This is a genomic window from Natronomonas gomsonensis, from assembly GCF_024300825.1.
In the GTDB taxonomy this organism is placed as follows: Archaea; Halobacteriota; Halobacteria; order Halobacteriales; family Haloarculaceae; genus Natronomonas; species Natronomonas gomsonensis.
Genome location: NZ_CP101323.1, coordinates 1938403 through 1962770 on the forward strand (window position 1 = coordinate 1938403; position 24368 = coordinate 1962770).

At 64.5% G+C, this 24368-nt stretch carries 27 protein-coding genes and 2 pseudogenes; 17 read left to right on the forward strand and 12 right to left on the reverse strand.

Annotation, left to right across the window (positions count from 1 at the left end; all coding sequences use genetic code 11):
* Positions 1-17 precede the first annotated feature (17 nt).
* Entirely contained in the window at positions 18-326 is a 309-nt protein-coding gene (locus tag NMP98_RS10440; protein WP_254857507.1) for a DUF7518 family protein, read from the reverse strand.
* Positions 327-475: 149 nt separating this feature from the next.
* Between NMP98_RS10440 and gatB the strand changes: the two genes are divergently transcribed.
* From gatB to NMP98_RS10455, 3 genes are all read left to right on the forward strand, one after another.
* On the forward strand, positions 476-1969 hold the full coding sequence (gatB, locus tag NMP98_RS10445; RefSeq protein ID WP_254857508.1) for an Asp-tRNA(Asn)/Glu-tRNA(Gln) amidotransferase subunit GatB: 1494 nt from the start codon (positions 476-478) through the stop codon (positions 1967-1969).
* Complete coding sequence (locus NMP98_RS10450; RefSeq protein ID WP_254857509.1) at positions 1969-2541, forward strand: transglutaminase domain-containing protein; 573 nt, start codon at positions 1969-1971, stop codon at positions 2539-2541. Before gatB ends, NMP98_RS10450 begins: the two co-directional genes overlap by 1 nt.
* 107 nt (positions 2542-2648) lie before the next feature.
* The gene (locus tag NMP98_RS10455) at positions 2649-3500 is read left to right on the forward strand and encodes a bacteriorhodopsin (RefSeq protein WP_254857510.1); all 852 of its coding nucleotides are present in this window, start codon (positions 2649-2651) and stop codon (positions 3498-3500) included.
* A 25-nt stretch (positions 3501-3525) separates the two neighbouring features.
* On the opposite strand, the gene NMP98_RS10460 is transcribed toward NMP98_RS10455, so the two are convergent.
* Entirely contained in the window at positions 3526-4128 is a 603-nt protein-coding gene (locus NMP98_RS10460; protein ID WP_254857511.1) for a hypothetical protein, read from the reverse strand.
* A 189-nt stretch (positions 4129-4317) separates the two neighbouring features.
* On the opposite strand from NMP98_RS10460, the gene NMP98_RS10465 reads away from it, so the two are divergent.
* Both NMP98_RS10465 and NMP98_RS10470 read left to right on the forward strand, forming a co-directional pair.
* The gene (locus tag NMP98_RS10465; RefSeq protein ID WP_254857512.1) at positions 4318-6822 is read left to right on the forward strand and encodes a DNA topoisomerase I; all 2505 of its coding nucleotides are present in this window, start codon (positions 4318-4320) and stop codon (positions 6820-6822) included.
* A 62-nt stretch (positions 6823-6884) separates the two neighbouring features.
* Complete coding sequence (locus NMP98_RS10470; RefSeq protein ID WP_254857513.1) at positions 6885-7232, forward strand: hypothetical protein; 348 nt, start codon at positions 6885-6887, stop codon at positions 7230-7232.
* A 47-nt stretch (positions 7233-7279) separates the two neighbouring features.
* Here the strand turns inward: NMP98_RS10470 and NMP98_RS10475 are convergent.
* Both NMP98_RS10475 and NMP98_RS19550 read right to left on the reverse strand, forming a co-directional pair.
* A pseudogene (locus NMP98_RS10475) lies at positions 7280-7633 on the reverse strand (type II toxin-antitoxin system PemK/MazF family toxin).
* Complete coding sequence (locus tag NMP98_RS19550) at positions 7630-7812, reverse strand: hypothetical protein (protein ID WP_367997270.1); 183 nt, start codon at positions 7810-7812, stop codon at positions 7630-7632. Before NMP98_RS19550 ends, NMP98_RS10475 begins: the two are co-directional and overlap by 4 nt.
* 151 nt (positions 7813-7963) lie before the next feature.
* Between NMP98_RS19550 and NMP98_RS10480 the strand changes: the two genes are divergently transcribed.
* Genes NMP98_RS10480 through NMP98_RS10490 form a run of 3 tightly spaced genes read left to right on the forward strand, consistent with a single transcriptional unit; the run spans position 7964 to position 9974 of the window.
* A complete protein-coding gene (locus tag NMP98_RS10480) occupies positions 7964-8206 on the forward strand; it encodes a sulfurtransferase TusA family protein (RefSeq protein ID WP_254857514.1) in 243 nt (80 codons plus the stop codon).
* Complete coding sequence (locus NMP98_RS10485; RefSeq protein WP_254857515.1) at positions 8203-9345, forward strand: NAD(P)/FAD-dependent oxidoreductase; 1143 nt, start codon at positions 8203-8205, stop codon at positions 9343-9345. The genes NMP98_RS10480 and NMP98_RS10485 overlap by 4 nt, the downstream gene beginning before the upstream one ends.
* A 2-nt stretch (positions 9346-9347) precedes the next feature.
* The gene (locus NMP98_RS10490; protein WP_254857516.1) at positions 9348-9974 is read left to right on the forward strand and encodes a helical membrane plugin domain-containing protein; all 627 of its coding nucleotides are present in this window, start codon (positions 9348-9350) and stop codon (positions 9972-9974) included.
* 8 nt (positions 9975-9982) lie between these two features.
* Here the strand turns inward: NMP98_RS10490 and NMP98_RS10495 are convergent, their stop codons facing one another.
* The 3 genes from NMP98_RS10495 to NMP98_RS10505 form a co-directional block, all read right to left on the reverse strand.
* Positions 9983-10426, reverse strand: coding sequence for a pyridoxamine 5'-phosphate oxidase family protein (locus NMP98_RS10495; RefSeq protein ID WP_254857517.1), 444 nt, complete (start codon positions 10424-10426; stop codon positions 9983-9985).
* 83 nt (positions 10427-10509) lie between these two features.
* Positions 10510-10662 carry a hypothetical protein gene (locus NMP98_RS10500; protein ID WP_254857518.1) on the reverse strand — a complete coding sequence of 51 codons (153 nt, stop codon included), beginning with the start codon at positions 10660-10662 and terminating at the stop codon, positions 10510-10512.
* A gap of 47 nt (positions 10663-10709) precedes the next feature.
* On the reverse strand, positions 10710-11159 hold the full coding sequence (locus NMP98_RS10505) for a DUF2267 domain-containing protein (protein WP_254857519.1): 450 nt from the start codon (positions 11157-11159) through the stop codon (positions 10710-10712).
* Positions 11160-11337: 178 nt separating this feature from the next.
* Between NMP98_RS10505 and NMP98_RS10510 the strand changes: the two genes are divergently transcribed.
* The 3 genes from NMP98_RS10510 to NMP98_RS10520 all read left to right on the forward strand — a co-directional run bounded on the left by NMP98_RS10510 (position 11338) and on the right by NMP98_RS10520 (position 13889).
* Complete coding sequence (locus NMP98_RS10510) at positions 11338-11793, forward strand: CBS domain-containing protein (protein ID WP_254857520.1); 456 nt, start codon at positions 11338-11340, stop codon at positions 11791-11793.
* Between the two features lie 84 nt (positions 11794-11877).
* Positions 11878-12528 carry a phosphoribosyltransferase gene (locus NMP98_RS10515; RefSeq protein WP_254857521.1) on the forward strand — a complete coding sequence of 217 codons (651 nt, stop codon included), beginning with the start codon at positions 11878-11880 and terminating at the stop codon, positions 12526-12528.
* Between the two features lie 140 nt (positions 12529-12668).
* Positions 12669-13889: a CBS domain-containing protein gene (locus tag NMP98_RS10520; protein WP_254857522.1), complete on the forward strand. Its 1221-nt coding sequence runs from the start codon at positions 12669-12671 to the stop codon at positions 13887-13889.
* Positions 13890-14115: 226 nt separating this feature from the next.
* Here NMP98_RS10520 and NMP98_RS10525 read toward each other — a convergent pair whose 3' ends face one another.
* Both NMP98_RS10525 and tnpA read right to left on the reverse strand, forming a co-directional pair.
* Positions 14116-15354, reverse strand: coding sequence for an RNA-guided endonuclease InsQ/TnpB family protein (locus NMP98_RS10525; RefSeq protein WP_254857523.1), 1239 nt, complete (start codon positions 15352-15354; stop codon positions 14116-14118).
* Positions 15351-15740 carry an IS200/IS605 family transposase gene (tnpA, locus tag NMP98_RS10530; protein ID WP_254857524.1) on the reverse strand — a complete coding sequence of 130 codons (390 nt, stop codon included), beginning with the start codon at positions 15738-15740 and terminating at the stop codon, positions 15351-15353. The genes NMP98_RS10525 and tnpA overlap by 4 nt, the downstream gene beginning before the upstream one ends.
* 132 nt (positions 15741-15872) lie before the next feature.
* Here tnpA and NMP98_RS10535 point away from each other — a divergent pair.
* Positions 15873-16319 (forward strand): annotated as a pseudogene (locus tag NMP98_RS10535) (zinc ribbon domain-containing protein); the annotation flags it as partial.
* 98 nt (positions 16320-16417) lie between these two features.
* Here NMP98_RS10535 and NMP98_RS10540 read toward each other — a convergent pair.
* A complete protein-coding gene (locus NMP98_RS10540) occupies positions 16418-17212 on the reverse strand; it encodes a YihY/virulence factor BrkB family protein (protein WP_254857526.1) in 795 nt (264 codons plus the stop codon).
* 150 nt (positions 17213-17362) lie between these two features.
* On the opposite strand from NMP98_RS10540, the gene NMP98_RS10545 reads away from it, so the two are divergent.
* The 4 genes from NMP98_RS10545 (at position 17363) to NMP98_RS10560 (ending at position 22254) form a co-directional block, all read left to right on the forward strand.
* Complete coding sequence (locus NMP98_RS10545) at positions 17363-19924, forward strand: calcium-translocating P-type ATPase, PMCA-type (RefSeq protein ID WP_254857527.1); 2562 nt, start codon at positions 17363-17365, stop codon at positions 19922-19924.
* A 63-nt stretch (positions 19925-19987) separates the two neighbouring features.
* Entirely contained in the window at positions 19988-20275 is a 288-nt protein-coding gene (locus tag NMP98_RS10550; RefSeq protein WP_254857528.1) for a DUF211 domain-containing protein, read from the forward strand.
* 1 nt (position 20276) lies between these two features.
* Complete coding sequence (locus tag NMP98_RS10555; protein ID WP_254857529.1) at positions 20277-20858, forward strand: VIT1/CCC1 transporter family protein; 582 nt, start codon at positions 20277-20279, stop codon at positions 20856-20858.
* Positions 20859-20931: 73 nt separating this feature from the next.
* Complete coding sequence (locus NMP98_RS10560) at positions 20932-22254, forward strand: APC family permease (protein ID WP_254857530.1); 1323 nt, start codon at positions 20932-20934, stop codon at positions 22252-22254.
* A gap of 18 nt (positions 22255-22272) precedes the next feature.
* Here the strand turns inward: NMP98_RS10560 and NMP98_RS10565 are convergent, their stop codons facing one another.
* The gene (locus NMP98_RS10565; protein ID WP_254857531.1) at positions 22273-22617 is read right to left on the reverse strand and encodes a DUF6684 family protein; all 345 of its coding nucleotides are present in this window, start codon (positions 22615-22617) and stop codon (positions 22273-22275) included.
* Positions 22618-22698: 81 nt separating this feature from the next.
* Here NMP98_RS10565 and NMP98_RS10570 point away from each other — a divergent pair, with 81 nt between their 5' ends.
* The gene (locus tag NMP98_RS10570) at positions 22699-23802 is read left to right on the forward strand and encodes a 3-hydroxyacyl-CoA dehydrogenase (protein WP_254857532.1); all 1104 of its coding nucleotides are present in this window, start codon (positions 22699-22701) and stop codon (positions 23800-23802) included.
* Positions 23803-23826: 24 nt separating this feature from the next.
* Here NMP98_RS10570 and NMP98_RS10575 read toward each other — a convergent pair whose 3' ends face one another.
* Positions 23827-24339: a TspO/MBR family protein gene (locus NMP98_RS10575; protein ID WP_254857533.1), complete on the reverse strand. Its 513-nt coding sequence runs from the start codon at positions 24337-24339 to the stop codon at positions 23827-23829.
* Between the last annotated feature and the right edge of the window lie 29 nt (positions 24340-24368).

Sequence of the window (24368 nt, forward strand, 5' to 3'; positions counted from 1 at the left end):
CTCGTGGCGTCCCCGAATCAGGCGACGATGATGTCGTCGCCGGACTCGGAGTCCGCGTTGTCCTCCTCCTCGGCCTCCTCGCTTGTAACCTCGTCGGCCGACGCTTCCCCGTCGTCAGCCGATTCCTCGGTCTCCTGCTCGGGCGTCTGCTCCTGTGCTTCGGCACGGGTCATCCGACCCTCGAGCACGTCGTTTTCGATGTTGACTTCGCTCTCGACGGCGTGGAGTCGCTCTTTGGTTTCGACCAACTCGTCGGTTAGCCCGTCGATGGTCGCTTCCAAATCACGCACCTTGGCCTCGAGTTCCTCCACTCGGTTCCCGGACATACCTCCATTGGGCGCCCCCGGACGTATAAAGGTGCGTCAGACATTGACAACAGTTCTGATACGTCGCGCGGGCGGCCCACCTCCGCTCGGTAGTCTGCTTCCCGCATCCGTTCGTTAGCCTAATGCATCCCCGCGAGTACGTACACCCAATGACCGCACAGACCGCCGAGCAACGCCAACTCACGGCCGTCATCGGCCTTGAGGTTCACGTCCAACTCGAGACGGACACGAAGATTTTCTGTGGCTGTTCGACCGACGCCGCCGCCGACGAGGAGCCGAACACCCGGACCTGTCCCGTCTGTCTGGGACTGCCGGGGACGCTACCGGTGCTCAACGAGGGGGCCGTCGAGGCCGCCGTGAAGGTGGGGAAAGCACTCGATTCGGACATCCCCGAGGAGACCCGGTTCCACCGGAAGAACTACTACTACCCCGACTTGCCCAAGAACTTCCAGATAACGCAGTACGACGCGCCGGTGTGTGACGGCGGCGAACTCGAATTCTCCGTCGAAGGCGAGCGCCGGAGCGTCCGCATCGAACGCGCCCACCTCGAGGAGGACCCCGGAAGTCTCCAACACGCCGGCGGGTCCATCGACACCGCCGAGTACACGCTCGTCGACTACAACCGCGCCGGGACGCCGCTGATGGAAATCGTCACCGCTCCCGACTTCCGCGGTGCCGAGGAGGCCCGGGCGTTCCTCGCGAAACTCACCGAGGTACTGGAGTATCTCGGCGTCTTCGACGCCACCCGGGACGGCAGTCTCCGCGTCGACGCCAACCTCTCTATCGTCGACGCGAGTGAGGTGGACGACGACGGCGCGATTTCGACCGACGTACTCGAATCGGCCAACCGCACCGAAGTCAAGAACATCTCCAGTCACAAGGGCGCCGAGAAGGCACTCGCCTACGAGGAGACCCGCCAGAAGAACGCCATCCAGCGCGGCCGCGAAATTCAACAGGAGACGCGTCACTGGGACGAATCCCGAGGCATCACCGTCTCGATGCGCTCGAAGGAAGAGGAGAAGGATTACCGCTACTTCCAGGAGGCTGATTTGCCGCCGCTCCGCGTCTCCGACTGGAAGGCGAAAATCGACATTCCTGAACTCCCGGACGCTCGCCGCGAGCGGTTCCAAACGGAGTACGGCCTCGATTCGGAGTCGGCCTCGAAACTCACCTCCACGAAACAGGTCGCGGACTTCTATGAGCGCATCGCCGAGACGTTCGACGCCGGACTGGCGGCGACGTGGGTCGCCGACAACCTCCTCGGCGAGTTGAACTACCGCGACATGTCGATTACCGACATCGAGGGGCGTCTCGACGAGTTCGCGCGTCTCGTCGAGTTGGTCGGCGACGACGAAATCACGACGAAAAACGCCGAGGAAATCGTCCTCCGCCGGATGCTCGACGACGAACTCACGCCGGACGACATCGTCGAGGAGGAAGGCCTCGGAAAGACCGACGAAGGCGCCGTCGAGTCCGCTGTCGAGTCGGCCATCGAGGACAACCCCGACGCCGTCGAGGACTACCACGCCGGCGAGGACGGCGCGCTCAACTTCCTCGTCGGGCAGGTGATGCAGGAGACGGGCGGCAGCGCCGACCCCGGGACCGTCAACGAACTGCTTCGGGAGGCACTCGCTGAAAGCTGATGAACCCCGGTCAACGCGTCGACCCGGTTGCGGTTCGCTCGACGGCTGTCTCGGTGGCCAGCGACTACGCCTCGGCTGGCAGCGACTTCTCGTATCACCAGGCGGCGGCGATTCACCACCACGTCAACGAGACCATCAGTTACGTCCCCGACCCGCGTTCGCGGAACTACATCGCCCCGCCCGATGAGACGCTTGAGACGGGCGCCGGCGACTGCGACTGTCAGGCCGTCCTCGTCGCCTCGCTTTTGGAAGCCATCGGCGCGACGACGCGGCTGGCGACCGTCGAAGCGCCCGACGGGAGCCGACACATGCTCCCGGAGGTGTACCTCGCCGACGAGGGCGAAGACACCTCGATAATCGCCGACGACCTCGGGGACTTCTACGGCAGTCAGGGCTATTCGACGGGTTGGTTCAACTATGAGACGGATTCCAGTGGGATGGTGTGGTACCCCGCCGACACCGCGATGGGGTCCTACATCGGCGACCTCTCGGCGCTGTCGGATGCCGGCTACGTCGGCGATTACACCGACGGGTCGTGGTCGTGGTACTCCGTCGAGTACCACCACTACTGACGAGGGGGTCGAGCGGTGTTGCTGGCTCGGACACCGGTTGGAAGACGGCTCCGCCCCTACTGGTTGGGTACTGGCTTGAACACACCTCGTGACGTAGTGTTATGTCGATGTTCGAGACAATGCTCACCGAGGGGGTCGTACTGGCGGAGGCGCTCGCGCCGCTTCAGAGCTCCCAGGCCGAACTGCTCGGCCGGATACGGAACGACACGTTGCTGAGTGCGTCGCTGTGGGTGAACGTCGCGTTGGCCGGGCTGTCCGTCCTGTTGTTCGTGTACATGGGTCGGAACGTCCGCTCTCCGCGAGCGAAACTCATCTGGGGTGCGACGCTTTTGATACCGCTGGTATCGATTTCGAGCTATCTGGGGCTGCTCTCGGGGCTCACGGTCGGACTCATCGAGATGCCACCCGGGCACGCCCTCGAAGGGGAGGCTGTCCTCAGTCAGTGGGGTCGGTATCTGACGTGGGCGCTGTCGACGCCGTTGATTCTGCTCGCGTTGGGGTTGCTCGCCGACGTGGACATCGGCGACCTGTTCGTCGTCATCGCCGCCGATATCGCGATGTGTCTAACCGGTCTCGCGGCAGCGCTGACCACGTCGTCGTACGCCTTCCGGTGGGCGTTCTATCTCATCAGCTGTAGCTTCTTCGTCGTCGTCCTCTATGCCCTGCTGGCGGAGTGGCCGGTGGACGCCGAACGCGCGGGCACCGCCGAGGTGTTCGGTACGCTCCGGACGCTGACGGTCGTCCTCTGGCTGGGCTATCCGATAATCTGGGCCGTCGGCGTCGAAGGGTTCGCACTCGTACAATCCGTCGGCGTCACGTCGTGGGGATACTCGGCGCTCGACGTGCTCGCGAAGTACGTCTTCGCGTACATCCTCCTGCGGTGGGTCCTCGATAATCAAGACACTGTCGAGCGGGCAAACACCGGTGCGGTGAGAGCGGAAACTCCGGCCGACGACTGACGACGCTTCGGCGTCGGGTGGACGCTCAGTCGCTTTCGGCGCTTTCGGCGCTGTCGACGCTTTCGGTCATTCCTGCGATGGGGTTGTCGGGGTCCTCGACACGCGGGTCGAGTGCCAACAGCACACCCAACAGCACCGTGGCGACGATTTCGAGCGTCTTCGAGACGACGGCAAGCGTCACCTGTCCGGGTTGGTCTGTGCCCGTGAAAATACCGACGAGCGGGTCGACGTAATGGGTCGCGACGACTTCGCCGAGGCCCTCGTGGCTGTGGTCGGTCGCCGTCACCTCGCCGGCGCCGGAGAGGCCGTGTTCGAGGACGGAGTGCCACGCCAGCCACCCGACGACGAAGACGACCATCACGCCGATACCGAGGACGTACGCCCGGCGGTAGTCGATGGCGCCGGCGGCCGTCGCGAGGATGCCGGCGAGCATGGCCACCCCGGCAAGCGTGAACAGCCACGGTTCGGGTTGGGACAGCGCCTGCTCGCCCGCGAAGTACTGTCCCAGCAGGCCGGCCCGTCCGAGGCGTGCCAACTCGGCGATGCCGACAACGAGGTGGATGACCGCGACGGCGCCGACGACCTGCAGCGTCCCGAAGCGGAGTTTTCGCGCGGTGGACTCCTCCATGTGGGGCCGTCGGGACTACGGGAGCAAGAGGGTGCCGGTCCGGAAAGCGACCCACTTCGTTGACTCCACCCGCGTGCGTGAGGCACGCGACACGTACGCGCTCATACGACCGCAGGCGCCTCCTAACGCGGTTTTATGGCTGTTACGACGAAAGGTTGAAACCCCGAGTCGGCGTACCCCGACGTACTCGTGGAACTCATCGTCACCGAAAAGGACAACGCCGCACGGCGTATCGCCGACATTCTCTCCGACGGCGGTGCGTCCGCCGAGCGCCGAAACGGCGTCAACGTCTACCGCTGGGGGGACAAGCGCTGTGTCGGCCTCTCGGGACACGTCGTCGGGGTCGACTTCCCCGCCGAGTACGCCGACTGGCGGGACGTCCAACCCGCGGAGTTGGTCGACGCCGACGTGGTCAAGACGCCGACACAGGAGAACATCGTCCGGACGCTACAGTCGCTGGCCGCCGAGTGCGACGAAGCGGTCATCGCCACCGACTACGACCGCGAGGGCGAACTCATCGGCAAGGAGGCCTACGAACTCATCGAGGAGGTCGCCGACGTGCCCATCTCCCGGGTCCGGTTCTCCTCGATTACCGAAAACGAGGTGAAAAGCGCCTTCGCCGACCCCGACGACCTCGATTTCGACCTCGCGGCCGCGGGGGAGGCCCGACAGGTCGTCGACCTGCTGTGGGGGGCCGCACTCACTCGATTCCTCTCGCTTTCGGCCAAGCAGTTGGGCGAGGACTTCATCTCGGTGGGCCGGGTGCAGTCGCCGACGCTGAAACTCATCGTCGACCGCGAACGCGAGATTCAGGCGTTCGACCCCGACGACTACTGGGAACTGTTCGCCGACCTCCTGAAGAGCGAGGAGCGCTTCGAGGCCCAGTACTTCTACAAGGAGGACGGCACCGAAAACGAGCGCGTCTGGGACGAAAGCGACGCCGAGGCGGCCTTCGAGCAACTGCAGGGGGCGCGGGAAGCCATCGTCGAGTCGGTCAACCGCCGCCGCCGCAGCGACGACCCGCCGGAGCCGTTCAACACCACTCAGTACATCCGTGCCGCCGGCTCTATCGGGCTGTCGGCACAGAAAGCGATGAGCGTCGCCGAAGAACTGTACACCGCCGGCTACATCACCTATCCCCGAACGGACAACACCGTCTACCCCGACGACCTCGACCCCTCTGACCTCCTAGAGTCGTTCGTCGGCCACCATCCCTTCTCGGAGGACGCCCAGTCGCTGCTCGATGCCGGCGACATCGAACCGACGGCGGGCGACGAGGAGACCACCGACCACCCACCAATCCATCCGACCGGAGAGATTCCCGGGAAGCAGGACCTCTCCGACGACGAGTGGGACGTGTACGAACTCGTCGTCCGGCGGTTCTTCGCCACCGTTGCCGACGCCGCCGAGTGGGAACACCTCAAGGTCGTCGCCGACGCCAACGGCTGTCTGCTGAAGGCCAACGGCAAGCGCCTCGTCGAGGCCGGCTACCACGAGGTGTACCCCTACGGCTCGACGAGCGAGAACTACGTCCCAGACGTAGAGGAGGGCGAAGTCCTCGACATCGAAGACGCTCGCATCGAGGCCAAACAGACCCAACCGCCCCGCCGTCGCGGCCAGTCGCGGCTCATCGAGACGATGGAGGACCTCGGCTTGGGGACGAAAGCCACCCGCCACAACACCCTCCAGAAACTGTACGACCGCGGGTACATCGAAGGCGACCCGCCGCGGCCGACCAAACTTGCGATGGCCGTCGTCGAGGCCGCCGAGGAGTTCGCCGACCGCATCGTCGACGAGGAGATGACCGCCCAACTCGAAGCCGACATGCGGGCCATCGCCGAGGGCGAGAAGGATTACGACGAGGTGACCGCCGAATCCCGCGAGATGCTGGCGACGATTTTCGAGGAACTCCACGACTCCCGGGAGGAAATCGGCGAACACCTCCGGGAGTCGATGAAGGCCGACCGGACGCTCGGGCCGTGTCCGGAGTGCGGTGAAGACCTCCTGGTTCGGCGGTCCCGTCGGGGGTCGTACTTCGTCGGCTGTGACGGCTTCCCGGAGTGTCGCTACACCCTCCCGCTGCCGAGCCAGGGCGAACCGACCGTCCTCGACGAACGCTGTGAGGAACACGACCTCCGTCACGTGAAGATGCTCGCCGGTCGCAACACGTTCGTCCACGGCTGTCCGCGGTGTAAGGCCGAGGAAGCCGACGAAGCCGACGACGAGATAATCGGTCCGTGTCCCGAGTGTGGCGAGGAACACGGCGGCGAACTCGCCATCAAGCAACTCCGCTCGGGGTCGCGACTCGTCGGTTGCACCCGATATCCGGAGTGTGAGTACTCGTTGCCGCTGCCCCGGCGTGGCGACATCGTCGTCACCGACGAACAGTGTGAGGAACACGGCCTGCCGCATCTCCACATCGTCGACGGCGAGGACGACGACGACCCCTGGGAGTTGGGCTGTCCCATCTGCAATTACGAGGAGTACCAACAGCGACAGGCGGTGTCGGCCGTCGAGGACCTCGACGGAATCGGCGAGAAGACCGCCGCAAAACTCGCCGAAGCCGGCATCGAATCACTTGACGACCTCCGGGATGCCGACGCCGAGGCCGTCGCGGGAGAGGTACAGGGCGTCTCAGCCGACCGGGTCCGGGAGTGGCAGGCCCAGGCCAACGCCGGCGTCGCGGCGGACTGAGCGGACGGTTTCGTCGTCGAGACCACCACACCATTATGTCGCTTGCGCCCCAAATATCTCAAATGGCAGACACCAAAGAGGGTCGGGAGAAACAGGCCGCAGACGAAGAACGGCGACAGCGGGAGCGTGAAATCGAGGAAGCACAAACGCGAAGCGAGGAGTTGGAGCCGCCGAGGGAAGGCGAGGAACCACCTCGTGAGTGTCACCGCCGCGGCTGTGAGGAATCACCGTCGTTCGTCGTCCGGGAGCGCTACCAGGAGGATACTGGTCACGGTGCCGTCGTGGCGACGGCGTATCTCTGTCGTGACCACACCGAAGAAGAGGGCCCGACGAACCTCGAAAACGCCTACTCGGGGTACGTGTTCCGGGTCGACCCGGTCGAGACGGCCTCGGATGCGGACATGGGGTGACCGCTGAGCCGTCGAGAGCAGTATTGTCGAGTAATTCCGGATAGGCGTCAGTCAAGCCCGAGGTTCACTTTGAGCGCCTCATCGATGGCCGCCATCGTTGAGGTATCGAGACGGCCGACAACGGAGAGAATGCGTCTTTCTATCGAAACGACACGTAGCTGGTCGAGGCGGACTGAAGAGTCCTTCTCGAAGGGTGAATCTGCCGCTTCGACCTAGACCTCGAATGGATAGCCGCTGTATGTCCCTGTTGCCGGGGCTACGATGGTGGTACTCGCGTTCTTGTTACCGATGCCGTTTTGGACGACCACCGCAGGCCGCGTCTTCTTCATTTCATGTCCTTCGGTAGGGTCGAGATGGACGATGACAACGTCTCCACGGCGAATCGAGACCTCGTCACTCATCGCTCGAGGTCGTCCCACGCCTCTGCCGACGCATCGTCCCACTCGTCGGCAAGGGAGCTCGCGCTGTTGGATGCATCGCGGTACGCAGCGGCCAGTTCATCGTCGTCGGGGGCTTCAGACTCGACCTCGACGATGGCGACCGTGACGCGCTTGTTCGCGTACTCGGTGCCGAGATAAATCCGCCCTCAGTCGTCAGTCTCGTTCGTTTGCAGGTCGGTCGCGTCCAGTTTCATTGTGGTGCCCACCATTACCCAACCATACACAATTCCCATGTATTGGGACTTCCACACAATATTAATATGAGTTCTCCACGAACGTTCACCTGTACTCATGACAGAGACAGATATTCAGCCGACGGAGACGGTCGACGCTCGGGGGTCGGCCTGCCCCGGTCCGTTGATGGACCTTATCGGCAAGATTAGAGCGGTCGAATCGGGCGAGGTCGTGCGCCTTTTAAGCGATAACGAGCAGTCGCTGACCGATGTCGAAGAGTGGACGAACGAGGCCGGAAACGAGCTGCTAGCGGTCGAGGAGGAAGACGACCACTACGCGTTCTACGTGGAGAAAGCATGACCGACCATATCGTCATCCTCGGTGGCGGGACCGGTGGGGCCGTGTTGGCGAACGACCTCGCCGACCGGCTGGACGCCGAACTCGAAGCCGACGAGGTCAGAGTCACACTCGTCAACGACGGCCCCGACCACGTCTACAAGCCAGTGTGGCTGTACGTCCCGTTCGGTGAGCGCGAGCCAGCCGACGGCCGTCGGCCGCTGGACGAACTCGTCGACGACCGAATCGACCTCCGCATCGACCGCGTTACGGACATCGACACGGACAGCCAGCGGCTCCGGATGCGCGATAAAACCTCGCTCAGTTACGATCATCTCGTGCTCGCGACCGGGTCGACGCTCGCACCCGAGGAGATACCCGGCTTGGACGAGGGCGGCCACGACTACTACAGCGAATCCGGGGCGGAGACGCTGCGCGAGGAGTTGCTCTCGTTCACCGAGGGCCACCTCGTGTTGAGCGTCATCGGGACGCCGCACATGTGTCCGGCGGCACCGCTCGAGTTCGTGTTCATGGCCGACGACTGGTTCCGAAAGCGCGGCCTCCGGGAGGACGTCGAGATCACCTACACCTACCCGATTCAGCGCGTCCACGGCAATCCCCACATCGCCGAATGGGCCCGGCCGCTCATGGACGACCGCGACATCAACGTCGAGACGTTCTTCAACGCCGAGTCAGTCGACGCCGAGGCCAACCGGCTTACCTCGATGGAGGGAACCGACATCGACTACGACCTGCTGGTCGGTATCCCGCCGCACCGCGGCGTCGACCTCGTCGAGGACGCGGGCCTCGGCGACGACGGCTGGGTCGAGGTCGACCAACACACCCTCGAAGCCGAGAACGCCGAGAACGTCTACGCAATCGGTGACACCGCCGACACGGGTGCCCCGAACGCCGGCAGCGTGGCCCACTATCAGGCCGGCGTCGTCGGCCGCCGACTCGCCAGTGCGGTTCGCGGCCGCCCGGCGACGGCGACCTACGAAGGGAAGACGCTGTGTTTCGTCGAGACGGGCATGGATTCGGCGTCGTTCGTGGAGTTCGACTACGAAAACCCGCCGTCGCCGGTGCCGCCCTCGGAGAAAATCCACTGGGCGAAGTTGGCGTACAACGAGTCCTACTGGCTCACCGCACGGGGGTTACTCTGAGGATGTCCGGCGAAGCACCCGAGAGTCAGACGGAACTGGAAGCGGCTATCGAGGAAAACCCGGAAGCGGTCGCGGAGTTCGTCCGCCGACTGGACGCCGTCAACGAACTGCTGGACGTGGTCGCACTCGGCGAAAGCGCGCTCACCGACGAGATGGCTCGCGACCTCGCCGACACGACGTCGACGCTCGCGGAGTCGGCAGACGGCCTCGCGACCGACGAGACGGTCGGGTTGGCCGAAAGCGTCGGCCAGAACGGCGCGGAACTGCAGGAAACGCTCGAAACCCTCGTGAGCCTTCAGGAGACGGGCGCCCTAGACGAGTTGGTCGAACTCGCGAGCGTGGCGTCGCTTTTGACGGCGGCGCTCGACGACGAGATGGTTCGGTCGCTGGCCGCGACCGGCTCCTCGCTCGGGGAGCTCGCCCAGACGGCCGCCGACGAAGAGACCCACGACGGACTGGAGACGGTCCTTCAGAGCGTCGGCGACGCCGAACGGCAACCGGACGAACGCATCGGTGCGCTCGGGCTGGTGAAAGCCGCACGGGACCCCGACGTCCAGTACGGCCTCGGCTACGTACTTTCGATTGCCCGAGCCATCGGACAGAACAGACGGCCAGCAGACGACGCCTGACTCGGCACTCAGGCCTCGGTCGGATTTTTCATCGGGTCCTCGAACACCCGCCCCGAGAGGGAATCGACGACGAACCGGTAGAACGCCATCGAGAGGTCATCGACCGGCGTGTCGGGAATTACGTTCATCGTCGGGACGGTCGCGTTCTCGGCAAGTGCGGCCGCCGCGGCGTCGTGTTCTGACGCCGGGACGGCTTCGATTCGCCCGCGTGCCTGGACGCTTTCGGCGGGGTCGGTGGTGAACACCGTGAACGTCGCAACGTCGGTCGTATCGAGAAACGCCATCTTCCGACTGTCGTCCTCGTGGGCGAACTGGAAGTACAGATACGTCCCGTCGTATCCGAACGACTCCGGAATCGCATAGGTCTCGGCACCGTCGGTCAGCGAGAGCACCCCGGCGCCCTCGGCTCTGAGCAACTCGTCGATAGCCGACCGGTTCATCTTCTCTGTCATTCAACGTTTCTTGACGTGTGCAGCGTTTATATCTCTCGAAGTCCGTGACTGCGGACGGTTGGGAACGATATCGCGCCGGAAAGTTATGCGGCCGAATCGCCGTCTCGAATCGGCGTGATGGTGACCGCCCACACGGCGTCGCAGCCGCCACATTCGACGGACGTGGCTCTCGATACGTTCCCATCGGCATACTCCGACGCCCGATTGCCACAGCCACATTCGATGGTTACCTCCATACCGAGTGATTTACCCGATACCCGAAATACGCCATCTCTAGATACTGCTAGTCGCCGTTGCCGTCGGTCCGTGCGCCACCGGTCTCCTGCCAGCCGCCCGAATCGACGACTTCGAAGAGTTTGCGCCAGTTCTCGTCGTCCTGGGCTTCTGGCAGTGCATCTCGCAGTTGTCGGAAGTCTGATTCCGGGACCTGCGAGTGGACGAGGTCGATGACGACCCGAGCGTGGTGGGCGGCATCCGCCCGGTCGGTCTTCTCGATGTCGCTGACGCGGTCCAGAAACTCCGACCAGTCGAATCGCTGGCCGTGGTCCTGCACCGCGCCGGTCATGTACCACTTCACTTCCATCGGAAGCGACGCCGCGAGGTCGGCGGCGTTGCCCTCGGGAAGTCGCTGGCCCAGCGTCATCAGCGTCGCCCGAGTCGCCCGAACCGCCTCGCCGGTGCCGGGTAGTTCGAGTCGGTGCTGTATCTCGCCGGTGAATTCGTCGAAATTCATACGTTTGGATATCATCACGCGACCATATCAAACTGGGTAACACATCCCATGAGATGAGAACGGACCTGCTGTTCGGCGCTTCGAGCGTCCCGATTGACCGGTCGTCGCCGTGCGGCGGCCCCCGAGTGCCCTCACACTGGTCGGTGGGTTAATCGTGGCTCTCTACGACGATACACGTATGGAGATTACCGACCTCATCCAAGAGGACATCGTGACAGTCAATCTCGACGACAGCCTCATCGATGTCGCCGAAGTGTTTCTCGAAGAGCAAGTCGGGAGTGCCGTCGTCGTAGACGCAAGCGACGAAGTCATCGGCATCGTCACCGACCGAGACCTGGTCATCTACGGACAGAACTTCATCGAGGAACTCGACCGAACGGCAGTGAACGAGGTCCTGGCGATGTCGGTGTTTTCGGTCGAACCCACGGTGAGCGTACTGGAGTTGACCGAACGGATGCGCGAGGCGGGCGTCCGGCGAGTGCCGGTCATGGAAGACGGCGAGCTACTGGGCATCGTGACCCTCGACGACATCATCGTTCACCTCGCCGACGAGTTGGAGAGCCAGGAACTGGAAAACCTCGCTGCAGTCATCGAGTCGGAGTCGCCCACACGCGACGCCGACGGCACCGAGTAGTAGCCACTCGAACTCGGCGGTGCTGTTCCTACTCGGTGGGAATCACCACAGAAGGGAGGTCGATACGGCCCCCATGAAATGACAATGTCAGACCATCGCCGATTCAGAGACCGCACCGACGCGGGCGAGCAGCTCGGGGAGGCGCTCCAAGAGCGAGACATCGACGTGGAGTTGGTTCTCGCCATCCCGCGAGGTGGCCTGCCGCTCGGGCGGGCGGTCACCGATGCGCTCGGCGTCCCGCTCGACATCGCCGTCGCATCGAAAATCGGTGCGCCCGGCAACCCCGAGTACGCCATTGGCGCCGTCGCGAGCGACGGGACAGTCTGGCGCAACGAGGGGGCCATCGGCGACACCCGCGCCGACGAGGCGTATTTCGAGCGGGAGCGCGAACGTGAGGCCGCAAACGCCCGCGAGAAGGCCAACCGCTACCGGCGTGGCCGGCCGGCACACGACCCGGCCGGCAAGACCGTCGCCGTCGTCGACGACGGCGTGGCGACGGGAGCGACCGTCAGAGCCACTCTCGCGATGCTCCGCGAGGCCGGCGTCGACCGTATCGTGTTGGCGGTGCCGGTCGGCCCCCCGGACACCGTTCGCGAGTTGTCCGAGATGGCCGACGAAGTCGTCTGTCTGGAGACGCCGAGTCAGTTCGGCGGCGTCGGCCAGTTCTACGATCGGTTCGACCAAGTCACCGACGAAGAGGCGATGGCGTACCTCTCCGACGACGGAGACACATAAAAAACCCCGACGGTGAGTGCCAGATTTCGAGAACCGTCGGCGGTTACTTCTGCTTCGGCAGTGAAGTACGAAGTGCCGACAGTACAGTTCCGGCCAGCGGTACAGCGCGACAGAACAGAAGCGGACGGACACCGACACCCATGGATATCACTACTATCGTATCGGAAGAGTACGTGCAGTTCCCCCCGGAAACACCCGTCTCGAAGCTCGCTGGGGCGTTCGAGGACCCCTCGGTCACGGGGGTCGTCGTCTACGGCGACACCTTCGAGGGGGTCGTGACGCGGCGCCAACTCGCGGGGTCACACCACCAGCCAAACGAGAAGCTCGCCTCGCTGGTCTGGCACGTCCCGCGGCTCACCCCCGACGAGGACGTCCGGAAAGTCGCCCAACTCATGATAGACGCCGACTCGCAGTTCCTCCCCGTCTTCGAGGGCGAGGAGTTGGTCGGCGTCGTCACCGCCGACGACGTACTCGAAGCGGTCCTGCCGTACCTCGATGCGGCGACCGTCGCCGAGGCCGCGAGTACCGACCTCGTCACCGTCGACCCTGCGTCGAGTTTCGGCGAGGCGCTCCACGTCTTCCGGGAGCACCGCATCGCCCACCTCCCGGTCGTCGAAGACGACACCGCGGTCGGCATCCTGAGTCTCTACGACGTGACCGACCTCACGGTCCGGTCCGGAGACCAGAGCCAGGGCGGCGACGGCGGCGGTACCGACTCCTTCGGTGGCGACATCTCCGCCAGTTCCGGCCGCACCCACGGCGGCTTCGGCGCCCGCGAGGGGGAACTCGAGCGGGTGTTGGACCTGCCGGTCCGGGATATGATGGTGTCGCCGGTGCGGACGATTTCGCCCGAGGAAACCCTCGACGTGGCCGTCGAGCGGATGTTCGACATCGGCGGGTCGTCGCTCGTCGTCACCGACGACGGCGCCCCGCACGGCATCGTCACGAAGACCGACGTGCTCGATTCACTCACGTGGGAGGCCGGCGGCAACCGAGCGGTGCAGGTGTACGGCGTCGACCTAGTCGGCGACACGAGTTACGACGACATCGTCGCGATGGTCGAGAACTTCGACGAGAAGGACGGCGGGATGCGCGTGTTGGACGCGAAGGTCCACCTCCACGAACACGACGAGAAACTCCGCGGGACGCCGCTGCTGTTGGCCCGGATTCGCCTGCACACCGACAGGGGCCTCTACATCGCCTCCGGTGAGGGCTACGGTGCGAGCCACGCGCTCAACGAGGCGCGTGACGCCCTCGAACGCCAGATTCGCGACCGGAAGACGAAGGGCAAAAGCAAGAAGCACCCGGACGAGGCGTTCTGGGAGAAACGCTTCGGCTGGATGCTCGAAGCCGAACCCTGAGCGACGGGGCGGCCGTGAACCTCGAAGCCTGCCTCACAGCAAGGTTCCGAGGTTCATGATGAAGAGCACGTAGAGGAGCAGCAGTATCGTTCCCTCCGACCGCGTTATTTCTCGGTCCTGCGTGATGAAGAAGTAGAGCACGGTCACCAGAACCTTGACCTCCTCCCGCGCCTGAAGACGCGGGAATCCCGCCACGGGATTTCAGGCCGGGCGTGGCCCTCTGGTTTCAAGACGCATACGTTCCAAGCGTCTCTTGCTGGACTTCAGCATCGGCTTGGCTGTCTTGTGGGGCGGTCAAACGCCCCCCATCCTCAGCCGAGTCATCGCCATCCGTGTGTTCTCTTGAATGGCTCTCTCCACTGAGGTAGCGGTCTGCGATGTTTATCGCGCCGTTCACGTCCGCTTGGTACTCGCCAATCCAGCAAGCGTCGTTCGTACACGTGAACGTCGCCTGTCGCGGGCGGTATCCTACCTCACCGCACGCGTGGCATTGTTTCGACGTGTTACGTGGGTTCACCGTCTTGACGGGGATGCCCTTCTCGACGGCTTTGTAGCGTATCTGTGCATGGAGTTTGGCGAACCCCCATCCGTGCAGACGCCGATTCATATACTCGCCGTAGTCCATCGACTCACGGATGTACGTCAGGTCTTCCAGAACCAGCACGGGATTCTCGATGGACTCGGCGTACTCCACGACTTCGCGGGTGACACTATGGAACACGTCGTCTATCTGGCTCCACACGTCGTCCCCGAACGACTCAGCGATACGCTCACTTCCGCGTGTCTGAAGTCGCCTCGTGGTGGTGAAGTAGGTCTTGCGGAGCCGACGGATGGTCTTCCCCTCGTCGGCCCACAGTTCGGGGCGGGTAGGGGAACCGTGGCCGTCGCGGTGACACACCGTGACGAGCGACGCTTCCCCAATATCGACACCGATGGGCGTCCGTTCTTCTCTGGACACCTTAGAAGCCCTCTCCACGTCGCGGGTGGCAGTGATGTGGAGGAACCACGTTCCGTCCTGCTCGAACAGCCGACTTTCGCCCATTTCTGCGTCACCAGCGTTCAACGCTTCCAACCAGTCCCGTTGTTCGGGGTTTGGCTGTGCTGGTATCCAGAGGTGGTAGTCCTCGTGGTGCGGGATTTTGACGTACCACTCGATTGCGTTCTCGGGCTTATGGTCGAGCCGTAGCCCCTCGTTGGTGAAGCGTACCGGGTGGTCGTCGTGAAGTTCGCCCGCGTTGTACGTCGTCGTAAGTTGTGGGACGTACTGCTTGAGCGCGTTTTTCGCGTACCCGCTCAGGTCGTAGTTGACCACCACATCGTTCGCTTCGGCTTGCGTGGTACATCGGGCGTCGAAGGCGTCGTGAAGAGCATGCTGGTACGCCTCTCGCGTCTCTCGGAGTTTCCGCCGTTTGTGCGCGTTCGGGGCGACCAGTTTCAGTTCCAGCGTCTTCGTGAGTTCGGTCACGAATTGTCCTCCTCGTGGCGCTGAATGTAGTTCATGACCGTTTCGCTGGATACGTGGCCCGCCGTTCCTGCGTAGTAGCCTCTCGCCCATCCGATTTTCTCGCCGTTGTGGTTGGCGTATCGGTGGTTGTACTTCCGCGAGGAGATCCCCTTGAACCAGTTGGCGAGTAGCGACGGCGCGTGCTTCGGTGGGCTACTGACGAACAGGTGGATGTGGTCGGGTTGTACGGTCAGGTCGAGTATTTCGAGGCCCTTGTCGTCGGCAATTTCGTGGAGAATGGTTCGCACACGGTCTGCGACCTCGCCTTTGAGCACCGAGTTACGGTACTTCGGCAACCACACTATGTGGTAGTTGAGGTTGTAGGTCGCGTGCCGTGTGGTCTTCATCCGTGTCACACACTATGGATCAAGATGTATTAATACTGGTGGTGAACCTGTGGGAAACCCAGCCGTAGCGTCGTCGATGGGAATGTACGCTATTGTCCGCTTGACCCCCGCCTAAAGACGGAGGTATGCGCTCGTAACTCTATCATCGTCGTGGGCGATCTCGGCGGGATTCGCAAGGACAACGACAAAGGGCGGTACGTTAACGACAAGACCCACAAGATGCCGTTTGCCCGCCTGCTGAACTACATCGAGTACAAGGCCCACGACGCGGGTATCGACGTGCAGTTGGTCGAAGAATACGACACGTCGAAAACGTGCAACCGTTGTGCCTGCGAGGGCGTCCGAGAGACGCAGGGGCGCTTTGAGTGTCCCGAGTGTGGGCTGGACGACAACGCCGACAAGAACGGTGCGCTGAACATCGGCAAACGAGCCTTGGGCAAGTTCTCGAAACCGCTGTCCGAGGCGGGGGCTGGACTGGCACAGCCCGAAACGCAGGTCATCGTCCCACGCGACGACGAACCTGCGAACCTCTCCGTTTCCGTGGGTTCAACCCCCGGTAGGGGAACCCCACGGCGTTAGCCGTGGGAGGATGTCAGGACGTGGAAACGGGGCTGTGTACCGACTGCGCTGCGGAATATCGGGACGCGTCGTCGGGCGAGTGAGGCAGTACGCCGCGACTACTCGGCGGGGACACCGATTTGGGCTCCGTCGACGTATCGACAGTTGACGGCGACCCCGAGCATGAGCAGCAGCGAAGCGATGTAGAGGCTGGTCAACAACAGGAGAACCCCGCTCAGCGTGCCGTAAATCGCATACTGAGACGCCTGTCGGACGTACACCTGAACGATGACGTGGAGGACGGTCCACCCCGACGCGGCGAAGACGGCACCCGGGAGCGCCGACTGCAGTCCCGACACCACATCCGAAGGGACGTAGTACATCGGCAGGAACACCACCGTGAGCGCGCCGAGCAACACGCCAGCGGCGACACCGTCGAAGAGGACGCTGTCGGCGAACGCAAGCGAAATGGCGCTCGTCGTCACGAGGACGAGTCCCGAAGCGGCGAGCGACCCGATGACGACCACGCCGTCGCGGAGTCGAGTCGGTCGGCGTCGGCCGCTGGAGGCCGACCTCTCGATTCGCCCCAGTACCGTCAAGAACGCCACTGCGGCGTTGGCACTCGTCCAACCGAGTACGGTGACCGAAAGCACCGACGCACCGGTCCGACCCGACACCGACGCGAGTGCGTCGGCGAACAACTCCCGCGCCGCAGGGGTCAGATACAGCGTCATCGACTCCTCGACGCCCGCAGTGAACCGGGGGCCGAACGCCGCAAGCCCCAACAACAGCAGGGGAACGAGCGAGACGAAGGTGTAGTACGCCAGCGCGGCAGCCGGATACTTCACGTCGTGTTCGTACGCCACTCTGAGGAGTGCAACGACATCCCGAACACCCCGAGCCGAGAGCTCCATATTGGGTATCCAACGTTCGGACCCAAAACTCGTTGCCCTCGATTGGGCGTCGAACTCGGCGAGCAACCCCCGTACTGACCGCGGTCGGTCGTCCGTGGACGCCCGCCAAGAGGCACAATACCATTACCCACGCCGTCAAACGGTACACCCGTGTCCGATAGCCCTCACAGCCAGCCGGCCGAGGAGGTTCTCTCCGCCCACGACACCAGCGCCGAGGGACTCTCGGAGGCGGCGGCGACGGAGCGACTCGAAACGCACGGCCCCAACGACGTGGTCGAGGCGAGCGCTCGTACGTGGCTGAAAATCCTCCTCGAACAGTTCGACAGCGTTCTCATCTGGGTGCTCCTGGCCGCCGCCGCGCTGTCTATCGTCGCCGGTCACGCCGTCGACGCCGTCCTCATCGCCGTTATCGTCGTCGCAAACGGACTCTTCGGGTTCGTCCAAGACTACCGTGCCGAACAGAGCCTCGACGCGCTCCGTGAGTTGACCGCACCGACGGCGAACGTCCGACGGGGCAGCGAAACAATCGAGGTCACCGCGACGGAGCTCGTCCCCGGTGACGTCGTGGAGTTGTCCAGTGGCGACGTGGTGCCGGCGGACGGTCGGCTCCTCGAGGAGACGGACCTCGAAATCGACGAGGCGGCGCTGACGGGCGAAAGCGCCCCTGTCTCGAAGGACCCCGACCCCGTCGCGGCCGACGCGTCGCTGGCCGACCGGACAGGGATGGTGTACAAGGGCACGAACGTCACCCGCGGCAGCGGCGTCGCGGTGCTCACCGGGACCGGAATGGACACCGAGGTGGGTGCCATCGCTCGCGAGTTGGCGGCGACCGAAGAGACCGAAACCCCCCTACAGAAGGAACTCGACGAACTGGGGCGGTACCTCGGCATCGGCGTGGTCGTGTTGGCCCTGTTGGTCGTTCCGCTGTTGTTGTTCCGGGGAACCGAGCCAGTGCAAGCCGGGCTGACGGCGATTTCGCTGGCCGTCGCCGCCGTCCCCGAGGGATTGCCGGCCGTCGTGACCCTGACGCTCGCCCTCGGCGTCCGGAAGATGGCCGACGAGAACGCGCTGGTCCGGAGCCTCCCGGCGGTCGAAGCCCTCGGTTCCGTCGACGTCATCTGTACCGACAAAACCGGAACGCTCACCGAGGGGCGAATGACCGCGAGTCGAGTGTGGACGAACGACTCGGTCGTCGAACTCGACGACGAGACGGGACGTGACTGCTCGTCCGACCAAGTCGAACTGCTGTTGCGGGCCGGCGCGCTCTGTAACGACGCCACCACGGAGGACGGCGACCCCACCGAGAAGGCGCTTGTCGTCGCCGCCGAGGAGTACGGCTTCGGCGTCGAGACGCTTCGGGAAGAAAACCCCCGAACCGACGAGATTCCGTTCTCCTCGGAGCGCAAGTGGATGGGAACCGTCCACGGCGACTGCGGCTACGTCAAGGGTGCCCCGGAGGTCGTCCTCTCGAAGTCGACCCGCATCCACACGGCCGACGGCCCGGCCGAACTCACCGACGAGGCCGCCGAGGACGTCCGCGAGCAGGTGAAAACGTTCGCCGACGACGCCCTCCGGGTTCTGGCGGTCGCCTACGCCGAAGACCCCGACGACATGGACTCGGAGCTGGTGTTCGTCGGCTTGGTCGGCCTCATCGACCCGCCGCGCGAGGAGGTCGCCGAGGCGATTGCGGCGACCGAACGCGCCGGCATCGGCGTGAAGATGATAACCGGCGATAACGTCCGGACGGCAGCCGCCATCGCGGGCTCCCTCGGGATGGGACGGACGGTCACCGAGGGCAAGGAAATCGAGGCGATGAGCGACGACGAACTCCGCGAGCGCGTCGAGACCGCCGACGTGTTCGCCCGCACCTCGCCGGAACACAAGGTCCGCATCCTGCGTGCGCTCAAGGACAACGGCCACGTCGTCGCGATGACGGGCGACGGCGTCAACGACGCCCCGGCGCTGAAAAGCGCCGACATCGGCATCGCGATGGGGGTTCGCGGCACCGACGTCGCCAAACACGCAAGCGACGTGGTGTTGCTCGACGACAACTACGCGACCATCGAGCGGGCCGTCGAGCGCGGGCGAGCCATCTTCGACAACGTCTGGAAGTTCGTCGCCTACCTGCTCAGCGCGAACGTCGCCGAAGTCGCGCTCGTCTTTCTCGCCTCGCTGTTCGGCTATCTCGTCTTGCCTGCGGTGCAGTTGCTGTGGATTAACCTCCTCACCGACGGGTTGCCGGCGCTGGCACTCGGCGCCGACCCCCAAAGCGGCGACGTGATGGAGCGCCCGCCGCGGGAGTCCGACCGCGGCATCGTCGACCACCGGATGCTCGGCCTGATAGGCGGCACCGGCGCGGTGTCGACCGCCGTCATGCTCGGATTGCTGTTCTACACCCTCGGCGGAGCCGCCGCTATCACGCCGTATGCGATGACGATGGTGTTCACCGGGTTCGTCGCCCTCGAATTCGAGAAACTGTACGTCATCCGATGGCTGCGGGAGACGCCGACGTTCTCGAACCCGTGGCTCGCGGTCGCCGTCGTCTCGTCGCTGGTGCTCCAGTTGGCGGTGCTGTACACGCCGCTCAACCAATACTTCGGGACCGTCCCGCTCGGCGTCGCCGATTGGGGCGTCATCGGTGTCGTCCTCGCGGCCGCCCTGCCCGCCTACCTAGCGGTGGTCGTACTGCTCAAGCGCACGACGCCGGCTTGAGGCGCGACGCAGGAAACCCGGATTCCGGGATACGCTTTTGGACGGCGAGGTTGTCCTCGAAGTATGCCCGCAGTTCGCCGGCTCGTCATCGACGTGTTGAAACCCCACGAGCCATCGCTTCTGGAATTCACGACCCAACTCGCCGACATCGAGAGCGTCGAGGGCGTCACATCGTCGCTCATCGAACTCGACCAGGAGGTCCAGAACATCAAACTGACCTTCGAGGGCGAGGACGTGTCCTTCGAGACAATCGAAGAGCACATCGAAACTCTCGGTGGGACGGTCCACTCCATCGACCAGGTTGCCTGCGGGGAGTACATCGTCACGGACCGCCGGACGTTACAGGACTGACGTGACTCCGATTCGTCGACGCCTCCGGCGACTCCTCGGACGGGAGGGCGTTCTCTCCATCGCCCGGCGGTACTTCGTCTCCAACGGGTTCGACGGGACGCTCACCAGCATCGGCGTCATCGTCGGCGCCGTCCTCTCGGGCGTCCCCAGCGGTGCAACGGTCATCAAAATCGGGCTTGGGGCGGCAGTCGGCCTCGGAACGTCGGCAGTGTGGAGCGTCTGGGAAATCGAACGCGCCGAAACCAAGGCCGAACTCAGACGCATCGAGCGGGCGATGCTCGTCGACCTCGACGACACCCAAATCGAGCGCGAACAGCGCGGTGCCCGCCTGTTGCACGCAACGATGAGCGGCCTCGGACCGCTCATCGGCATCCTCATCCCCCTCACCCCGTTTCTCTTCGAGGGAACGCTTTTCACGATGGTCGAAGCCGCGCTCATCGCAGTCGCCCTCGGAATCGGCATCTTGGGCATCTTCGGTGCGTACATGGGCTCTATGTCCGGCCAGCGCTGGTACGTCGCCGCGGCCCGGATGGCGCTTGCCGGGTTGGTCGTCGCGATAATCAACGTGTTTTTGCCGGGATGAGCGGTCGCTCGTAACCGACCGAATGCACGCCTTGCCGGTCAAGATTTATTGTCACCCCTCTGGAACGAGGGTCGTGGCAGCAAGCAACACTCCGCAGTCGGACGCCGATATCGGCCTGTTGGACGCCGTCGCCATCGAGGTCGGCCTCATCATCGGCGGCGCGCTGTTCGCGCTGGTCGGCGTCGGCGTCGACATCGCCGGAACGGGCGTCGTGGTGTCGTTCGGCGTCGCGATAACCATCGCCGTCCTCGGGTTAGTTCCGACGGCAATGCTCGGTGCGTCGTTTCCGACGACGTGTGGACACTATCGGTATCCCGCCCGGTTCGTCTCGCCGGCGCTGGCGTTTCTGGCGGCGTGGGGCCTCGGCATCAGCATGTTCGCCGGTGGGTTGCCGCTGTACGCGCTGACCGCCGGCGAGTACCTGACGGCGCTGATTCCGTTTTCGGCGACTGCGAGCGGCATCGGGCTGTTGACGCTGTTTTTCGTGTTGAACCTCTTCGGGATTCGACTCGCAGCGAAAGTCCAACTGCTGATGTTCGTGGGGTTGGTCGTCGCGTTGGGTGCGTTCGTTGCCTTCGGCGCGCCGACCGTCGAGGCGGCGAACCTCACCTCGCCGTTCGCCAGTGGGCCGGTCGGGATTCTCGCCGCCGCGGGCGTGCTGTACTTCACCTGTCTGGGCGCGAACTTCGTCATCGACATCGGTGGCGACCTCCGGGATGCGACGGTGACGATTCCGCGGTCGTTCCTCCTCTCGATTCCGCTGGTCTTCCTGCTGTACGTCTCCGTCGCCGCCGTCGCCGTCGGGTCGCTGGGCGTCGAAGCGATGGCGGGACAGACCCTCGAAATCGCCGCCGAGCGGTTCCTCTCGCCGGCGTTCCAGACGGTGTTCATCATCTGTGGGGCGCTGTTCGCCGTCGCGACCAGCCTGAACGCGACGTTCATCCTGATTCCGAAGTACGCCGGAGCCCTCGCCGACGACGGCGTGTTCCCGGCCGCACTCGGGGCCACCAACGACCGCTTCGGGACGGCCCACTGGACGCTGCTTGGAACGTACCTCCTCAGTGCGGCCATCTTGCTGGCGCCGCTCCCATTCGAACAGTTGGGGACGATGCTGGCCTTCGGCGGCGCGCTCGTCGTGACGGTCGTCATGCTTGCGGCCATCAGCGTCCTCCGGGACCCACCCTCGGAGTTCGACCCCGGGGCGTTCCCGGTCTCGACGCGGGTCGTCTACGCGATGGCGGTGCTTGCGGTGCCGTTGAACCTGCTTCTCATTGCCCTGTTGGCGACCCAATCGACGACGCTGTTTCTCGCGTGGGCGGGACTGGTCGCGCTGGGGGTGCTGTTCTATCACCTCCGAACCGACGGCATCGAACCGAATGCCGAAGCCGTCGAGTGACGCCCGGCCCGTCAGCACTCAGTCGTCGTCCGCCGGGACGACCTCCGCGTCGGCTCTGGAGTACCCCGGCGGCGTCGCCGAGTCGCCCTCCCGTTCGGCTCTCGTGACGGCCCGCGCCGCGTAGTAGGTCAACACGAGCAACACGACCGCGGGAACGACGATGAGCGACATCTGGACGAAGACCACGAGCACGTCGCTCGGATACGACCCGTAGGTAACGAACAGGGCCACGAAAAACAGGAGAATCCCGAGCGGAATCGCGTTAACCAGTACGTCGAGGAACACCTCGCGGTCGAAGAGTCCGTCGCGTTTCGACATATCCGGGCGGTCGCCGCCCTCGGGACTATCGATTATGCCGAACATGTTCCCGTGGGGAGCCGTCCGACGTGACCGCTACATCTATTAGGAGATGGCTGACACATCACCGACGGAGCAACACAGACAATGACAATCGAGCGAACGGGCGTCGTCGGTGCGGGACTGATGGGCCGCGACATCGCCGGACTGCTGGCGAACGCCGGCTATGCGGTCACGCTGGTCGACGTCGACGCCGACGTGTTGGCCGAGGCACGAGCGTATCACGAGGAGACGCTGGAGGCCGAACTCCGCGCCGGCGGCATCGAGGTGTCGGACCGGCCGGCCGAGCGAATCGCCTACGACACGGATATCGAGGCGCTGTCGGACGCCGAGTTCGTCGTCGAAGCCGTCCCCGAGCGGCTCGGCCTCAAACGCGGCATCGTCGCCGACCTCGAAAGCGTCCTCGACGGCGAGGCGATTATCGGAACGAACACTTCCTCGCTGACGCCCGGCGACATCGCCGCCGAGATGGCCCACCCAGAACGGGTCGTTCTGTTTCACTTCGCGAACCCCGCACTTCGCCGCGACATCGTCGAGATATCCGGCGACGAGGCGACCGACCGCGCCCTCGACATCGCCCACGAGGCCGCCGGAGCCATCGACCGCGAGCCGATTCGACTCGGCCGGGAGTACCGCGCCAACGGCCTCTCGCGGCTGTCTGCGAGCATCAAATGCGCCGCGACGTGGGAACTGCTGGAGGCCGACCCCGCGGCCATCGACACCGCCGCGAGAAACGTCGGCTTCGACCGCGGGCCACTGGAACTCATCGACCTCATCGGTCTCGACGTCCACCTCGCGACCGTCGACAATCTCTCGGAGGTGTACGGCGACCGCTACGCCCCGCCGCCGGAGGTCCGCGACCGGATGGAGGAGTTGGTCGCCTCCGACCGCCTCGGAAAGAAATCCGGCGCGGGCTTCTTCGAGTGGGACGGCGAGGCGTGTCTGATGGCCGACCCCGAAGAGCCACACGACATCCAGCCGATTCTGGCCGCGTTGGTCAACGAAGGCCACCGCCTCGTCGACGACGGCATCGCCGACGAGGCGACGGTCGACGAGATTCTCAAACGCGGCGGCGACAGCGAAATCGGCCCCTTCGACCTCGAGGAGATGTTCGGTACCGATGCGCTTCGGGAAACGCTCGAAGAACGCCACGAGGAGACGGGCGCGGCCGTCTACGACGCCGTCTTCTGAGGGGTCATCGGGGCGTCTCGGCGGTCAGTTCAGCGTCCAGAACTCGTAGTTCAGGTACGTCGCAAACGAGACCCACGCGAGGTACGGAACGAGCAGCAGCGCCGCCCGGCGGTCGACGCGGGCGAAGGCCCACATCATCGCCACGATGAGCGCCCACAGCGCGACGATGACGGCAAGCCCGAGGCCGATTTCGCGCATTCCGAAGAAGACGGCCGACCACCCGAGGTTGAACGCGAAGTGGACGACGAAGACGCCGACGGCCAGCCGGACATCTCTCGGCGCCGAATCCGCCTGCCGCCACACCAGCCACAGGGCGGCGCCGATGAGTGCGAACAGGGCGGTCCAGACGGGGCCGAACACCCAGTTCGGCGGGGCCAACGCTGGCTGTTGGAGCGAGTCGTACCACGCGCCGAGGCCCTGTGCGGTGAAGACGGCACCGGAGGCACCGACCACCTCGACGGCCACGACGGCCACGACGAGCGCGAGGAGGGGGCGTTCGACGGCCAGTTCTCGGAACACCGAGCGGAGGGAGGTCATGTGGGGGATTCGGTGTGACGGAAAATATA

Excerpts from the sequence above, each read along its gene's own strand:
- NMP98_RS10440 (WP_254857507.1), bottom strand. The coding sequence starts at position 326 with ATGTCCGGGAACCGAGTGGAGGAACTCGAGGCCAAGGTGCGTGATTTG.
- gatB (WP_254857508.1), top strand. The coding sequence starts at position 476 with ATGACCGCACAGACCGCCGAGCAACGCCAACTCACGGCCGTCATCGGC.
- NMP98_RS10450 (WP_254857509.1), top strand. The coding sequence starts at position 1,969 with ATGAACCCCGGTCAACGCGTCGACCCGGTTGCGGTTCGCTCGACGGCT.
- NMP98_RS10455 (WP_254857510.1), top strand. The coding sequence starts at position 2,649 with ATGTTCGAGACAATGCTCACCGAGGGGGTCGTACTGGCGGAGGCGCTC.
- NMP98_RS10460 (WP_254857511.1), bottom strand. The coding sequence starts at position 4,128 with ATGGAGGAGTCCACCGCGCGAAAACTCCGCTTCGGGACGCTGCAGGTC.
- NMP98_RS10470 (WP_254857513.1), top strand. The coding sequence starts at position 6,885 with ATGGCAGACACCAAAGAGGGTCGGGAGAAACAGGCCGCAGACGAAGAA.
- NMP98_RS10480 (WP_254857514.1), top strand. The coding sequence starts at position 7,964 with ATGACAGAGACAGATATTCAGCCGACGGAGACGGTCGACGCTCGGGGG.
- NMP98_RS10485 (WP_254857515.1), top strand. The coding sequence starts at position 8,203 with ATGACCGACCATATCGTCATCCTCGGTGGCGGGACCGGTGGGGCCGTG.
- NMP98_RS10490 (WP_254857516.1), top strand. The coding sequence starts at position 9,348 with ATGTCCGGCGAAGCACCCGAGAGTCAGACGGAACTGGAAGCGGCTATC.
- NMP98_RS10495 (WP_254857517.1), bottom strand. The coding sequence starts at position 10,426 with ATGACAGAGAAGATGAACCGGTCGGCTATCGACGAGTTGCTCAGAGCC.
- NMP98_RS10500 (WP_254857518.1), bottom strand. The coding sequence starts at position 10,662 with ATGGAGGTAACCATCGAATGTGGCTGTGGCAATCGGGCGTCGGAGTAT.
- NMP98_RS10505 (WP_254857519.1), bottom strand. The coding sequence starts at position 11,159 with ATGAATTTCGACGAATTCACCGGCGAGATACAGCACCGACTCGAACTA.
- NMP98_RS10510 (WP_254857520.1), top strand. The coding sequence starts at position 11,338 with ATGGAGATTACCGACCTCATCCAAGAGGACATCGTGACAGTCAATCTC.
- NMP98_RS10515 (WP_254857521.1), top strand. The coding sequence starts at position 11,878 with ATGTCAGACCATCGCCGATTCAGAGACCGCACCGACGCGGGCGAGCAG.
- NMP98_RS10520 (WP_254857522.1), top strand. The coding sequence starts at position 12,669 with ATGGATATCACTACTATCGTATCGGAAGAGTACGTGCAGTTCCCCCCG.
- tnpA (WP_254857524.1), bottom strand. The coding sequence starts at position 15,740 with ATGAAGACCACACGGCACGCGACCTACAACCTCAACTACCACATAGTG.
- NMP98_RS10540 (WP_254857526.1), bottom strand. The coding sequence starts at position 17,212 with ATGGAGCTCTCGGCTCGGGGTGTTCGGGATGTCGTTGCACTCCTCAGA.
- NMP98_RS10550 (WP_254857528.1), top strand. The coding sequence starts at position 19,988 with ATGCCCGCAGTTCGCCGGCTCGTCATCGACGTGTTGAAACCCCACGAG.
- NMP98_RS10565 (WP_254857531.1), bottom strand. The coding sequence starts at position 22,617 with ATGTTCGGCATAATCGATAGTCCCGAGGGCGGCGACCGCCCGGATATG.
- NMP98_RS10570 (WP_254857532.1), top strand. The coding sequence starts at position 22,699 with ATGACAATCGAGCGAACGGGCGTCGTCGGTGCGGGACTGATGGGCCGC.
- NMP98_RS10575 (WP_254857533.1), bottom strand. The coding sequence starts at position 24,339 with ATGACCTCCCTCCGCTCGGTGTTCCGAGAACTGGCCGTCGAACGCCCC.